The 14,399-nt window shown below is 68.7% G+C and carries 12 protein-coding genes and 1 tRNA gene; 12 read left to right on the top strand and 1 reads right to left on the bottom strand.

Translation table 11 applies throughout. The features are described 5' to 3' along the window. The first annotated feature begins 276 nt into the window (after positions 1-276). From fdhE to selD, 5 genes are all read left to right on the top strand, one after another. Complete coding sequence (gene fdhE / locus A7X97_RS21570; protein WP_111008432.1) at positions 277-1,260, top strand: formate dehydrogenase accessory protein FdhE; 984 nt, start codon at positions 277-279, stop codon at positions 1,258-1,260. Positions 1,261-1,263: 3 nt separating this feature from the next. Beyond that, complete coding sequence (selA, locus tag A7X97_RS21565; protein ID WP_111008431.1) at positions 1,264-2,688, top strand: L-seryl-tRNA(Sec) selenium transferase; 1,425 nt, start codon at positions 1,264-1,266, stop codon at positions 2,686-2,688. Then, positions 2,685-4,616 carry a selenocysteine-specific translation elongation factor gene (selB, locus tag A7X97_RS21560; protein ID WP_111008434.1) on the top strand — a complete coding sequence of 644 codons (1,932 nt, stop codon included), beginning with the start codon at positions 2,685-2,687 and terminating at the stop codon, positions 4,614-4,616. Before selA ends, selB begins: the two co-directional genes overlap by 4 nt. A 24-nt stretch (positions 4,617-4,640) precedes the next feature. Beyond that, positions 4,641-4,736: transfer RNA gene (locus A7X97_RS21555), tRNA-Sec, on the top strand. Positions 4,737-4,762: 26 nt separating this feature from the next. Beyond that, positions 4,763-5,842, top strand: coding sequence for a selenide, water dikinase SelD (gene selD / locus A7X97_RS21550; RefSeq protein ID WP_111008430.1), 1,080 nt, complete (start codon positions 4,763-4,765; stop codon positions 5,840-5,842). Between the two features lie 57 nt (positions 5,843-5,899). On the opposite strand, the gene A7X97_RS21545 is transcribed toward selD, so the two are convergent. After that, a complete protein-coding gene (locus A7X97_RS21545; RefSeq protein ID WP_111008429.1) occupies positions 5,900-6,760 on the bottom strand; it encodes a YicC/YloC family endoribonuclease in 861 nt (286 codons plus the stop codon). A 124-nt stretch (positions 6,761-6,884) separates the two neighbouring features. Between A7X97_RS21545 and rph the strand changes: the two genes are divergently transcribed. The 7 genes from rph to pepQ all read left to right on the top strand — a co-directional run bounded on the left by rph (position 6,885) and on the right by pepQ (position 14,132). After that, the gene (gene rph / locus A7X97_RS21540) at positions 6,885-7,610 is read left to right on the top strand and encodes a ribonuclease PH (RefSeq protein WP_111008428.1); all 726 of its coding nucleotides are present in this window, start codon (positions 6,885-6,887) and stop codon (positions 7,608-7,610) included. Next, on the top strand, positions 7,607-7,996 hold the full coding sequence (locus A7X97_RS21535) for a VOC family protein (RefSeq protein ID WP_061480722.1): 390 nt from the start codon (positions 7,607-7,609) through the stop codon (positions 7,994-7,996). The genes rph and A7X97_RS21535 overlap by 4 nt, the downstream gene beginning before the upstream one ends. Further along, entirely contained in the window at positions 7,993-8,589 is a 597-nt protein-coding gene (gene rdgB / locus A7X97_RS21530; RefSeq protein ID WP_005410891.1) for an RdgB/HAM1 family non-canonical purine NTP pyrophosphatase, read from the top strand. The genes A7X97_RS21535 and rdgB overlap by 4 nt, the downstream gene beginning before the upstream one ends. A 56-nt stretch (positions 8,590-8,645) precedes the next feature. Then, positions 8,646-9,872, top strand: a complete 1,227-nt coding sequence (gene hemW / locus A7X97_RS21525; protein ID WP_111008433.1) for a radical SAM family heme chaperone HemW — start codon at positions 8,646-8,648, stop codon at positions 9,870-9,872. A 202-nt stretch (positions 9,873-10,074) separates the two neighbouring features. Next, on the top strand, positions 10,075-12,354 hold the full coding sequence (locus tag A7X97_RS21520; RefSeq protein WP_111008427.1) for a DUF1631 family protein: 2,280 nt from the start codon (positions 10,075-10,077) through the stop codon (positions 12,352-12,354). Next, positions 12,351-12,725: a PilZ domain-containing protein gene (locus tag A7X97_RS21515; RefSeq protein ID WP_005418979.1), complete on the top strand. Its 375-nt coding sequence runs from the start codon at positions 12,351-12,353 to the stop codon at positions 12,723-12,725. The genes A7X97_RS21520 and A7X97_RS21515 overlap by 4 nt, the downstream gene beginning before the upstream one ends. 75 nt (positions 12,726-12,800) lie before the next feature. After that, on the top strand, positions 12,801-14,132 hold the full coding sequence (gene pepQ, locus A7X97_RS21510) for a Xaa-Pro dipeptidase (protein ID WP_088497272.1): 1,332 nt from the start codon (positions 12,801-12,803) through the stop codon (positions 14,130-14,132). The last annotated feature ends 267 nt before the right edge of the window (positions 14,133-14,399 follow it).

Here is a 14,399-nt window from a genome sequence, read left to right as displayed (position 1 = left end):
TGTAAGCTCGGTCGCCGCATGCGGCTCACGCCCCCGCAACCGACCCCACCCCGCCTTCGACAGTTGGCCGCGATCTGTCGGTGGGTGCCGACCGTTGGTCGGCACTGATCGAATCCCGACCAACGCTCGGGATCCACTTTCAACAACCGATGGGGTCAGATCCGTTTTTCTTTGGAAAACGGATCTGACCCCAACCATTTCAGATGGCCGGCAACACGCTGGACGCCAGCGCCGACAACAGCGACGATGGAGCCTGGTTCTTCTGGCTGGCCCTGCATGGCGCAACGCATCCTTGAACCCGGTGAGATCGAGACGCTCGCCTCGCGCGATGTGCCGCGCATCATCCTGCCTGATACCGAGTCACTGTTTGCTACGCGCGCGGCACGCCTGCGCAGCCTCGCCGCGCACAGTGCCATCGGCGGCTACCTGCAGCTGCTGGCGGCGCTGGCCGATGCACAGCAGGCGCTGCTGGAGGATCTGACACCGCAGCAACGCGAGGACCTGCAGGCACAGGCGCGTGCACAGCAGCCGAGCGCGGCGGCCGGCGCCGGCATGCCATTGCGGCCGGCCAACTCGCTGCAACTGGATGGGCGCTGGCGCGACTGGCTGCGCACGCTGTGCCAGCACTGTGCCGACGAAACGGGCCTACCGCTGGAAACCCGGCGGGAGCTGCAACGCGTCGCGGCTGCTGATGATGCGTGGCTGGATGCACAGGCGCATGCGGTGCTGGAACGCGATGACGCGCCCTCGGTCGACGCCGTCGCTGCGCTGCTGGTGATGAACGCGCTGCAGGTGTACTGGGCGGTGCTCGCCGCCAGCTTCCATCCGACCGACCTGAAGCCGCTGGCCGATGCACCAGGGCTGTGCCCGCTCTGTGGCACGCTGCCGGTGGCCAGCGTGGTGCAGGCGCGCCCGCCCTACGCCGCCTATCGCTACCTGTCGTGCTCGCTGTGTGCCTGCCAGTGGCATTACGTGCGCGTGCAGTGCAGCCAGTGCGGCGCCGCAGGCAAGGACATTGCCTATCGCGCCCTGGCCGATGTGGACGGTGACCGCGGCGAGGCGGTGCGCGAGAGTGCGGTGCGCGCCGAGACCTGCGACCACTGCCACAGCTATCGCAAGATCCTGTACCTGGAGAAAGATCCGTCACTGGAGCCGGTGGCCGATGACCTCGGCACGCTGGCGCTGGACCTGCTGCTGGCCGAGGAAGGCTATGCGCGCGCCAGCCAGAACCCGCTGCTGTGGCAATCCGACGGCGACTGACCTATGCCACGCGCGCACGCCACACCGGCATCGGCCGCCGCCCTGCCTTCGCTGGACCGGCTGCTGCGCCTGCCTGCGTTGTCGGCCATGATCGAACGCCACGGCCGCAGCCGCATCACCCAACTGCTGCGCGCACACCTGCAGGAACTACGCGACCGTATCAGCGCCGCGCAGCTCTCGGCCGAACGCCTCGAACAGGCCATCAACGGCCCGTCGCTGGTCGCGGCGCTCGACGCCGCACTGGCGGCCGATGCACGGCTGGACCTGCAGCCGATCTTCAACCTGACCGGCACCGTGCTGCACACCAACCTGGGCCGCGCGCTGTTGCCCGATGCCGCCGTGCAGGCGGTCACCCGCGCAATGACAGCGCCGGTCGATCTGGAATTCGACATCACCCGCGGCCGCCGCGGCGACCGCGATGCACGGGTGCAGGCGCTGGTCTGCGAACTGACGGGCGCCGAAGCCGCCACCGTGGTCAACAACAATGCGGCGGCGGTCCTGCTGCTGCTCAACAGCCTGGCCAACCGCCGCGAGGTGGTCGTCTCGCGCGGCGAACTGGTGGAGATCGGCGGCGCCTTCCGCATTCCCGATGTGATGCGCAGCGCCGGCGCGCGACTGCTGGAAGTGGGCACCACCAACCGTACCCACCCGGCCGACTTCGCCCATGCCATCGGCGCCCGTACCGCGTTGCTGATGGAAGTGCATGCCAGCAACTACGCGATCACCGGTTTCACCGCCAAGGTCGACACTGCGGCAATGGCTGCGATCGCGCACGAGCACGGCCTGCCGCTGGTGGTGGACCTGGGCAGTGGCAGCCTGTGCGACCTGGCGGCCTTCGGCCTGCCCCACGAGCCCACCGTGCAGGAAGCACTGGCGGCCGGCGCCGATCTGGTTTCGTTCAGTGGCGACAAACTGCTGGGCGGCCCCCAGGCCGGGATCATCGCCGGCCGCGCCGACCTGATCGCGCGGATCAACCGCAATCCGCTCAAGCGGGCGCTGCGCATGGACAAGATGGGCCTGGCCGCACTGGAAGCCGTGCTGGCCCTGTACCGCGAACCGGAACTGCTGGCACTGCGGCTGCCGACCCTGCGCAGCCTTTCGCGCCTGCGGGATGCCATCGACGAGCAGGCACACCGCCTGCTGCAGCCGATGCGCGCGTCGCTGGCCGCCGACTATGCGCTTGAACGGGCTTCGATGTACAGCCAGATCGGCAGCGGCGCGCAGCCACAGGCGCAGCTGGCCAGCGCCGGACTGCGCGTTACCAGCGCGCGCCGCGGCGGGCTGGATCGCTTGGCCAAGCGCTTGCGCCAGCTGCCGCGGCCGGTGCTGGGCCGCATTGCCGATGACGCGCTTTGGCTGGACCTGCGCTGCCTGGAACCCACCGACGAAGCCACCTTCCTCGCGCAATGGAGCACGCTGCAGGCATGATCGTCGGCACCGCCGGGCATATCGACCATGGCAAGACCAGCCTGGTGCGCGCGCTGACTGGCATCGAAACCGATCGCCTGCAGGAAGAACGCACGCGCGGCATCTCCATCGAGCTGGGCTATGCCTATGTCCCGGTGGAGAACACAGGCGGCGGCAATGCCGAGGCGACGCTGGGCTTCGTCGATGTGCCGGGCCACGAGCGCTTCGTGCATACGATGGTGGCCGGCGCCACCGGCATCGATGTCGCCCTGCTGGTGATCGCCGCCGACGACGGTGTAATGCCGCAGACCCGCGAGCACCTGGCGATCCTGCAGTTGCTGGGCGTGGATCGCGGTGCAGTCGCCCTGACCAAGATCGACCGCGTGGACGCCGCGCGCATCGCCCGGGTCGAGATCGAGATCGCCGCGCTGCTGGCCGGAACGCCGCTGCAGGATTCCCCCGTATTCGCCTGCAACAGCACCGTACCCGACGATGCTGGCATCAACGCGCTGCGTACCCAGCTGCACGCGTGGGCGTCGGACGACGCCAACACGCGCCAGGCCGAACTGCGCGGCGAGCTGTTCCGCATGCCGGTGGACCGCGTGTTCTCGCTGGCCGGCCACGGCACGCTGGTGACCGGCGCAGTGCACGGCGGCATCGCTGCCGTGGGTGAGCATCTGCAGCTGATGCCGGCCGCCACGGACGTGCGCGTACGCAGCATCCACGCGCAGAACCAGGCCAGCGAACACGCCATGGCCGGGCAGCGCTGCGCGTTGAACCTGGCTGCCATCGCCCGCGACGACATCCACCGTGGCGACTGGATCGCCGACCCGCGCGCCCTGCTGGCGACCCGTCGCGTCGACGTGCGCCTGCGGCTTTCCGCACTGGCCACACCGTTGCACGACTGGGCGCCGCTGCACATCCACTGGGGCACGATGCACCGGCAGGCCCATGTGGTGCTGCTGGAGGATGTCGATCATGGCGACGGACAGTTGGTGCAACTGGTGTTCGATGCACCGGTCTGCGCGATGTGCGGTGATCGATTCATCGCCCGTGATTCAGCGGCCATCCGCACGCTGGGTGGTGGCATCGTGCTCGATCCGGACCCACCACAGCGGCGCCGGCGCAGCCCGGCACGGCTCGCCTGGCTGGGCGCACTGGAGCAGCTGGCCACAGGTGCGGGAATCGGCCCACTGTTGCAGCAGGCTTCCTTCGGCATAGCCATGGCCGCCCTGCAACGCTACTGCCGGCGCGCGGCCGACCGGATCGATCTTCCTGCGGGCACGCGGCGCATCGTCACCCGCGAAGACACGGTGGTCATCCTTGCTTCGCACTGGCAGGCGCTTCGCGAACAGGTGATCACGTCGCTGCGCAGCTGGCACGAGCTACGTCCGGACGAGCCCGGTGTTGATAGCAGGCGCCTGCAGCGCAGTACGCTGCCCGCGCTTGCAGCGAGCCTGTGGAATGCCCTGCTGCAGGGCCTGCTGGACGACGGCAGCGTGCAGCGCGTGGGCGCCTGGTGGCGCCTGCCCGGCCATGACCATGCGCCACCGGAACGCGAACGACTTCTGCTCGAACGCGTGCTGCCGCAACTGCACGCCGGTCGCTTCGATCCACCGTGGGTGCGCACGCTGGCCACCGACGCCGGTCTGGCCGAAGACGAGGTCCGCGCCGTCCTGCGCCGCGCCACCGCGCGTGGCGAACTGTTCCAGGTAGTGCCGGACCTGTTCTATGCACCGGCCCGCATTGCCGAGCTGGCCGCGATCGTCGCGCAGCTGTCGCAGGCCACCGGCACGGTGGATGCGGCCACCTTCCGCGATGCCATCGGCCTGGGCCGCAAGCGCAGCATCCAGATCTTGGAGTTCTTCAACCGCGTTGGCTACACTCGACGCGTCGGTGACCAGCATCGGCCGCGCGGCGACCTGCAGTGGAACGCAGCCCGCGACTGAGCCCACCGGTGCCGCCGTACTTTCGGAAGGCATGCGCATCCGGGCATGCGGCTGGGCTTCAAACCCAGTAGGGGGCGTCGATCGTTCCCTGGTAGGTTCGACTCCTGCTGCCTTCCGCCATTGGTGTTTCCGCAGGAGATGTCGGCATGGCCACGCACGCGCAGTCCCCCGCCCCTTCAACGGCCGATGCTCCGCAACGACTGACTTCGCTGGCACACGGCGGCGGCTGCGGCTGCAAGATCGCGCCGGGCGCGCTGTCCGAACTGCTGCGTGGCGTGCCAGCGCTTCCGGCACCGGCCGAACTGCTGGTCGGCCGCGAGACCAGCGACGACGCCGCGGTGTACCGCCTCGATGACCGCAAGGCAATCGTCGCCACCACCGATTTCTTCATGCCGATTGTCGACGACCCGTTCGACTTCGGCCGCATCGCCGCCACCAACGCGCTGTCGGACCTGTACGCGATGGGGGCACGACCATTGTTCGCGCTGGCCATTGTCGGCATGCCGATCAACACGCTGCCGCAGGAGACCATCCGCGGCATCCTGCGGGGCGGCGAGCGTGCCTGCGCCGATGCCGGCATCGTGGTCGCTGGAGGCCACAGCATCGATTCGGTGGAACCCATCTATGGCCTGGCCGCGATCGGCGTGCTCGACCCGCAGCGGCTCAAGCGCAATGCTGATGCCCGCGCCGGCGATGTACTGGTGCTGGGCAAGCCGTTGGGCGTGGGCGTGTATTCGTCGGCGCTGAAGAAAGAAGTGCTGGATGCCGAGGGCTACCAGCAGATGATCGCGTCGACCACCCGCCTGAATACCGTGGGCGTACCGCTGGCCGCGCTGGACGGTGTGCACGCGATGACCGACGTCACCGGTTTCGGCCTGCTCGGCCACCTGCTGGAAGTGTGCCGGGCCAGTGGCGTTGCCGCCGAAGTGGACAGCGCGCAGATCCCGCTGCTGCCGCAGGCCCTGGACCTGCTTCAACGCGGCTGCGTAACCGGCGCCTCCAATCGCAACTGGGCCTCGTATGGCGCCGAGGTGCGCTTCGCCGATGGGTTGCCGGCACACTGGCAGCCGCTGCTGACCGACCCACAGACCAGCGGTGGGCTGCTGGTGTCCTGCGCCCCGGAAGCGGTGGACGCGGTGCTGGCCTGCTTCCACGACGCAGGGTTCGGCCAGGCAGCCGTCGTGGGGCGATTGAGCGCGGGCCTGCCGGGTGTCAGCGTCCGCTGAGACGCTGTAATGAGACGGGCGCCCGAAGGCGCCCCGGCTGTAATGCTGAATGCAACATCACTCGATGTTCTGCACCTGTTCGCGGATCTGGTCGATCAGCACCTTCAGCTCCACCGCGGCATTGGACGTACGGCTGTCCACCGACTTCGAGCCCAGCGTATTGGCTTCGCGGTTGAACTCCTGCAGCAGGAAGTCCAGGCGACGACCGACCGGCTCGCGCTGCTTGAGCACGCGGCGGATCTCGACAATGTGGCTGCCAAGGCGATCCAGCTCCTCATCCACGTCCAGCTTCTGCAGCCAGAGCACCAGTTCCTGCTCGGCGCGGCCGGGATCGACCGGGTGCGGCAGGTCGGCCAGGCGTGCAGCCAGCTTGGCGCGCTGGCCGTCGCGAATGGCCGGAATCAGCGTGCGCACTTCAGTCGCGATGCGTTCGATGCCGTCCACGCGCTCGCTGATGGCGGCCGACAACTTGCCGCCTTCGCGCTCACGGGCCTCGACGAAGCCGTCCAGCACCTGGTCCAGCAGGGCCAGTGCCTCGGCCTGCAGGGCGGCGGCATCGGTGGCCTCGCCGCGGGTCACGCCGGGCAGCTGCAGCAGCTCGGTGAAGCTGACCTGCAGATTGGGGAAATCCGAGGTCAGCCGGTGCGCCAGGCGGCCCAGCTGGCCCAGCAGGGCCTCGTCCACCTGCAGGTTGGCCGATGCCTCCGGTGCACGCAGGCGCATCACCAGATCCAGCTTGCCACGGCTCAGGCGCGCGGCGATGCGCTCGCGCAGCTGCGGCTCCAGCGCCCGCAGTTCCTCGGGCAGGCGGGTGCCGACCTCCAGGAAGCGGTGGTTGACCGAGCGCAGCTCGCAGCCCAGCGTGCCCCACGGGGTGACCCGCTCGCCGCCGGCATAGGCGGTCATGCTTCGAATCATGGAATGTGTCCGGTGCGTGCAAAGGGGGAATGGTACCCTAGCGCCCTCACCAGAGCCCCCTTGCCCGCCCCGTGAAGGCCGCGGGCGTGGCGGCGTACTCCCTCGCCATTACGGAACCCGCACCATGTCCGATTCCCGCCCCAGCGGCCGCCAGCCCGACCAGCTCCGCCCGGTCGTCATCCAACGCGGCTTCACCCGCCACGCCGAAGGGTCGGTACTGGTGTGCTTCGGTGAAACCCGTGTGCTGTGCACCGCCAGCGTCGAGAACCGCGTGCCGGGCTTCCTGCGCGGCAAGGGCGAAGGCTGGGTCACCGCCGAGTACGGCATGCTGCCGCGCGCCACCCACAGCCGCAGCGACCGCGAAGCGGCCCGTGGCAAGCAGGGCGGTCGCACGCTGGAGATCCAGCGCCTGATCGGCCGCAGCCTGCGTGCCTGCGTGGACCGCAACGCGCTGGGCGAGCGCACCATCACCCTGGACTGCGACGTGCTGCAGGCCGACGGTGGCACCCGCACCGCCGCCATCACCGGCGCCTACGTGGCCCTGGTCGATGCGGTGAACGTGCTGATGAAGCGTGGCGACATCAAGCGCAACCCGATCCTGGGCGCAGTGGCGGCGGTGTCGGTGGGCGTGTACCGCGGCACCCCGGTGCTGGACCTGGACTACGCCGAAGACAGCGACTGCGACACCGACATGAACGTGGTGATGAACGACGGTGGCGGCTTCATCGAACTGCAGGGCACCGCCGAAGGCCACGCCTTCCGTCGCGATGAACTGGACGCGCTGCTGGGCCTGGCCGAAAAGGGCGTGGCCGAGCTGCTGGCCGCGCAGCAGGCGGCGCTGTCGGCATGAACCGGCGCCTTGCCCTGACCACCCTGGTGGTGGCCGACTATGACGAAGCCATTGCCTGGTACACCGGCAAGCTCGGCTTCACGCTGCTGGAAGACATCGACCAGGGCCACAAGCGCTGGGTGGTGGTCGGCCCGACCGACGGCAGCGCCGCCGCTCTGTTGCTGGCCCGTGCCAGCGACGAGGCGCAGCGCAGCCGCATCGGCAACCAGACCGGTGGCCGCGTCGCCTTCTTCCTCAACACCGACGACTTCCACCGCGACCACGCAGCGATGCTTGCCGCGGGCGTCGAGTTCCTGGAAGCGCCGCGCGAAGAACCCTATGCAACGGTCGCGGTGTTCCGCGATCTGTATGGCAACACCTGGGACCTGCTGGAGCCCCGTCAATGAAGAAACTGGTACTGGCCAGCCACAACGCCGGCAAGCTGGTGGAGATGCAGGAGATCCTCGCCGACCTGCCGCTGCAGATCACCTCGGCCGCCGAACTGGGCCTGGGCGACGTGGAAGAGACCGGCCTGACCTTCGTCGAGAATGCGCTGCTGAAGGCACGCGCGGCCTGCGAAGCGACCGGCCTGCCGGCACTGGCCGATGATTCGGGCCTGATCGTCGATGCACTCGGCGGCGCGCCCGGCCTGTACAGCGCGCGCTATGCCGGCCACCCGACCAACGCGGCGGCCAACAACGCCAAGCTGCTGGACGCGATGGCCGACATTCCCGACGGCCAGCGCAGCGCCCGCTTCTATGCGGTGATCGTGCTGCTGCGCCACGCCACCGACCCGCAGCCGTTGATCTGCGAAGGGCGCTGGGAAGGACAGATCATCCGCGAGCTGCGTGGCACGAATGGTTTTGGCTACAACCCGGTATTCCTGGACACCACCCACGGCCTGACCGCCGCGGAAATGGAGCCGGCACTGAAGAATGCCATCAGCCACCGTGCCATCGCCCTGCAGCAGCTCAAGCAGCAGCTGGCGACGCTGTACTGACGCCGCCTGATCGAACCAGGGAAGCCGGCCAGTGGCCGGCACTACCGATGAAGCCCATGCCGCACGCCCACGACCACTGCAACCACCTGCCCGGCGAAGCCTGCTCCGCTGCCCACGACAGCCCGCCGCGGCTGGTGCCGCCACCGCTGTCGCTGTACGTGCACCTGCCGTGGTGCGTGCGCAAGTGCCCGTACTGCGATTTCAACTCGCACCAGGCCAAGGGTGAGCTGCCGTTCGATGGCTACATCGATGCGCTGCTGCGCGATCTCGACCAGGACCTGCCGCTGGTCTGGGGCCGGGTGGTGCACAGCGTGTTCTTCGGCGGCGGTACGCCCAGCCTGTTCCCGCCGGAAGCGATCGACCGTTTCCTGCAGCAGGCCAGCGCACGCCTGCGCTTCGCGCCCAATGCCGAAATCACCCTGGAAACCAACCCGGGCACCGCCGAGCATGGCCGTTTCGACCGCTACCGCGCGGCCGGGGTGAACCGCCTCAGCTTCGGCATCCAGAGTTTCGACGATGCCATGCTCAAGCGCCTGGGCCGCATCCACGACAGTAGCGAAGCCGAGCGCGCGGTGAAGATGGCGCAGGACGCGGGCTACGACAACTTCAACATCGACCTGATGTACGCGCTGCCGGAACAGACCCTGGCCGGTGCCGAGGCCGATCTGGAACGTGCATTTGCACTGCAACCGGCCCATATCTCGCACTACCAGCTGACCCTGGAACCGAACACGGTGTTCTTCGCGCGTCCGCCGCAGGGCATTCCCGATGAAGACAATGCCTGGGACATGCAGGAGCACTGCCAGTTGCTGCTGGCGCAGGCTGGTTTCAGCCAGTACGAAGTCAGCGCCTACGCACGCCCCGGTCGGCAGAGTGCGCACAACCTGAACTACTGGCGCTTCGGTGACTATCTTGGCATCGGTGCTGGCGCGCACGGCAAGATCAGCTCGGGTGCCGAAGAACACGTGCTGCGCCGCTGGAAACTGAAGCACCCGCAGGCCTACCTGGACAGCGCAGGCACCCCGGCCTCGTTCGGTGGCGACGATGTGGTCGCACCCGAGCGCCTGCCGTTTGAGTACATGCTCAACCTGCTGCGCCTGCACGAAGGTTTCGGCCTGCGCGATTTCGAGTCGCGCACCGGGCTGCCGCGCAGCGTGCTGGACGCGCCCCTGGGCGAGGCCGTGCAGCGCGGCTGGCTGGACGTGGCGGATGGCCACGTACAGCCAACCGAGCTGGGCCGCCGATTCACCAACGATGTGGTGAGCCTGTTCCTGGAGGAATAGACCTTCCCGCCGTTAGCGGGTAGTGCCGGGCGCTGGCCCGCACTCCGGTGGAGACAGCGCTGCCGGCCAGTGACCTGCACCACCGCTCATCCGTCGTCCCCCCCAGCGGACGTGAGACACGTTCACCCTAAAGTAGCGCCGACTGCGGCCGACACGGTAGATTCACAAGATCGATCCGCGGGAATCCGGGTACCGCTCGCCGATGTCAGCTGTCTTTTCCATTACCTCTGCCGACAAAACCCGCCTGGCCGCCAGCGACCTGCCACCGCGGGTGCGTGAGCTGCTGGGCGCGTTGATCGGCCTGTGCCGGCAGACGCTGGCCGCGCCGCTGATCCTGACCGTCGAAGCGTTGGAGCAGACGCTGCTGCACGACGCGGATCGCGCGCGCAATCCGCAGCTGCAGGCGGAGCTGATGGCCCAGCGCGGCCAGTTGCATGCCTTCTCCGGTCATTTCGCTGACCGCATGCTTGATGCCGTGGCCGATGCGCTGATACGGCTGCGCGAACCCACGGCCCACTTCAGCCCCGGTTCCACGCCGCCGCCGCTGCCCGGCATGCTCGGGCTGTCGCTGGTCGATGAGCATGAAGTGGACCGCGACCTGCTGCTGACCGAGATGGTGCGGCGGGAGACGCTGCGTTCGACCAACACGCTGAACCTGCTGGGCCAACGCCTGGGCGTACTGGCGGCAGCACCGGCCTTCGAGGCCGACACCCTGCCGCTGGCACCGCAGGCACTGTGCGCCATGCTGCGCCGGATTGCCGAACAGGATTCGCTCGCTGTCGACGTTCAGCTGGCGCTGTACCGCAGCTTCGAACGCCAGGTGCTGGAGCGCCTGGGCGACATCCTCGACCGTGCCAATGCCCTGCTGGCCCAGCACGGCGTGCTGCCCGGCCTGGTCTACACCCCCTACCTGGCGCGTTCATCGAGCACCCGGCGGATCATCACCCAGTCGGTGGGCGGTGGTCGCACCACGCAGCCGGCAAAGCGTGCCGCCGCGCCACTGACCGGCTGGAACGGATCGGCACCGGCCGGCTCCTGGTCGAGCCTGGTGCAGGACGCTTTCCAGGATGACAGCACGGCCGGCGCGGCCTTGCCGGGCCTGACCACCTCTACGGGCAGCGCGCTGCATGCGCTGCTGCAGCAGGCACGCCATGCCAGCGCAGCACCTGCGGATCGCGATGCAGTGCCGAGCGCAGCCGTGGATGCGGTCCTCGCACGCCTGCAGGCGCAGTCCAGCGCCGCCACCGGCGTAGCCGACCTGCAGGCGGCCGTGGTGGCGCAACTGCGCAGCGAGCATGGCATGCAGGCCCAGCTGGGCAGCCACGACCGCGACAGCCTCGACCTGCTGCGCATGCTGATGCAGCAGGTGCAGCAGCAGCAGCGTCCGGACCCGGTGCCGGCCGCCCTGCTGGCGCGCCTGCAGGTACCGCTGGCACGTGCGGCAATGGCCGACCCCGGCTTCTTCGTGCGCGACGAGCACCCCGCGCGCGAACTGCTCAACCAGATTGCCGAAGTCGGCGCCAACTGGCTGGGCGACGATGATGTCGACCCGCAGTTGCTGCAGCGCATGGCACAGAGCGTGCAGGGCCTGCTGGGTCAGGATGCGCGGGCGCCGGAGGCCTTCGCCAGCGCGAACGAGGACGTGCAGCAGCATCAGCGCGCCGCAGCGCATCGCGCCGAGTTGGCCGAACGCCGCCATGTCGAAGCTGCACGCGGCAAGGAGCGGCTGGAACTCGCGCGGCGACAGGCCAGTGCACAGATCGACCAGTGCTGCGACGCGCAGCAGCCGCCCCGCTTCGTGCAGACCCTGCTGCGTCAGGCCTGGGCCGATGCCCTCACCCTGACCCGCCTGCGCCACGGCGACGATTCATCGCAGTGGCAGGAACGCCTGCAGCAGACCCAACGCATCGCCGCCATCACCGCGCAACCCGTTGATGCACCCGGCGGCACCGATGCAACGCTTGCTGCCGAGGTCGAGGCCGCCCTGCTGCAGGTCGGCTACCACGCCGAGGAAGCCGCCGCCGTCGCACGCAGGCTGGCCACGCCTGGCGGCGAGGACGAGAGCACCTCGCGTACCGAACTCAGTGCCCGCCTGAAGGCACGCGCGCGCCTGGGCGAGCACGCCGGTACGGCCGCCGGCACGACGCCCGCCACACCGCGCAGCAGTGCCGAGGAAGCCGCTTACCAGCAGCTGTCCTCCCTGCCCTTCGGCAGCTGGTTCGACATCGACACTGGCGATGGCACACTGCGCCGCCAGCGCCTGTCCTGGTACAGCCTGCTGACCGGCCACGCCCTGCTGGTCAATCCACGCGGGCAGAAGATCGCCGATACCGACCTGGATACGCTGGCCCGGCAGATCAGCGCCGGCCAGGCGCAGCTGGTCACTGAGGACAAGGCCCGGCTGGTTGACCGTGCCTGGGAGGCCAGCCTTGGCGCCTTGCGTGCACTGGCGGCCGGCCATACGCAGGAGACCTCCGCATGATCACCCAACCGCCGCAGGACACCCGCCGCGCACCGCGCCGCCAGGTCTCGGACCTGGTACCGGTCACCGACCAGATGCGCGAAAGCGTGGTGGGCCGGCTCGGCAATATCTCCGAAACCGGCATGCTGATGCTGGCCAGCGCACCGTTGCGCGAGGATGCGCTGTACCAGTTGCGCTTCCCCTTGCCGCTGGGCGACGGCCGCCACCAGGACATCGACGTGGGCGTGCACCTGCTGTGGAGCGAACCTGCACACGCCCCCGGACAGAGCTGGACCGGCTTCCGGTTCCTCACCCTGTCGCGCGAGCATCGGCAGCTGCTGCGCCAGTGGGTGGGCGAAGACAGCGACGAGGGGCCGGTTTCGACGGCCTGAGTGCCGGTTCCAGCACAGCGGTTTTTCCCGGTATGCGGCAGAATCTAGGGCCGTTTTCCGTGTCGAGCCACCGCAATGATCCAGCAAGACCCCGGCGCCCTGTATTCCGACCACCTGGCCGTGCTGTGCCGACGTGCCGAACAGGCGCTGGCCCGCGGCGGCTTCGATCACCTGGTGGTGCCCAGCGGCACCCTGCACTACCAGGTGTTCGACGATCGCGACTACCCGTACGCGGTCAATCCGCAGTTCAAGGCCTGGCTGCCGCTGACCCGCGTGCCCAACAGCTGGATCGTGTTCACCCCCGGCAAGCGCCCGGCGGTGATCTTCCACCAGCCCTTCGACTACTGGCACGTGGTGCCGGATGCCCCCAGCGGCTGGTGGGTGGAGCACTTCGACATCCACATCATCCGCAAGCCGGAAGACGCGCTGGCGCTGCTGCCGGCCGATCCATCGCGCTGCGCGATCCTCGGCGAACCGCAGAGCGCGCTGGGCAACTACGTGCCGAACAACCCGGCGCCGGTGGTGAATTACCTGGAATGGCACCGCGGCAGCAAGACGCCGTATGAGATCGCGCTGATGCGTCAGGCGCAGGTGCTGGGCGTGCGTGGTCACCGTGCCGCCGAAGCCGCGTTCCGCAACGGCGCCGACGAGTTCAGCATCCACATGGCCTATTGCCAGGCCGTCGGCCAGGACGCCAACGAGCTGCCGTACGGCAACATCGTGGCCCTGAACGAGCACGCTGCGGTGCTGCACTACACCGAGCTGGGCCGCAAGGCGCCGCAGCCGCTGCGCAGCTTCCTGATCGATGCCGGTGCCAGCGCCTACGGCTACGCCAGCGACATCACCCGCACCTACGCCGCGCAGGGCCACGACGAGTTTGCTGCGATGATCGCCGCCGTCGACGCGGCCCAGCAGCAGATGTGCGCGGCGGTGCGCCCGGGCTTCGACTACAAGCAGCTGCACGTGGACGCGCATCTTTCGCTGATGGGCGTGCTGAAGGACTTCGGCGTGATCAAGGTATCGCCGCAGACCGCGCTGGAGACCGGCGTCAGCGCCGCATTCTTCCCGCACGGCATCGGCCACCTGATCGGCCTGCAGGTGCACGACGTGGCGGGTTTCGCGGCCAGCGACGAAGGCGGCCGCATCGAACGCCCGGCGGGCCACCCGTACCTGCGCCTGACCCGCGTGCTGGAGCCGGGCATGGTGGTGACCATCGAACCGGGCCTGTACTTCATCGACATGCTGTTGAATGAAGTGAAGGACGCTGGCCACGGTGATGCGATCAACTGGGACCGCGTGGACTTCTTCCGTCCGTATGGCGGCATCCGCATCGAAGACGAAGTGCTGTGCACCGACGGCGAAGCGGACAACCTGACGCGGCCGGCGTTTGCGGCGGCCAACGGCTGAGCCCCTCGTGGTTGGCTGCTTGGAGCAATAGCCGCGCTTGGCGGGGCGGGGTGGGGTCGCGGGGGGGGCCCGCAAATCCCCCCCCGGGGCTTTGGCGGGTGCCCCTTGCGCCGGGCCCCCCCCCCCCGCCCCCCCCCCCCCCCCCCCCCACTTTTCTTTGGGGTCCCCCCCCGCAGAAAAAAAAAAAAAAAAAAAAAAGGGGCGTTTCTTCCTCCCCCCCTTTTGGACCAAAACAGAACCCAACCACTGAAACACCCCCCCCCGGGG

It is taken from the genome of Stenotrophomonas sepilia, assembly GCF_003244875.1.
In the GTDB taxonomy this organism is placed as follows: Bacteria; Pseudomonadota; Gammaproteobacteria; order Xanthomonadales; family Xanthomonadaceae; genus Stenotrophomonas; species Stenotrophomonas sepilia.
The sequence above is the reverse complement of the archived record's forward strand: the minus strand, read 5'-3'. Positions and strand labels throughout refer to the sequence as shown.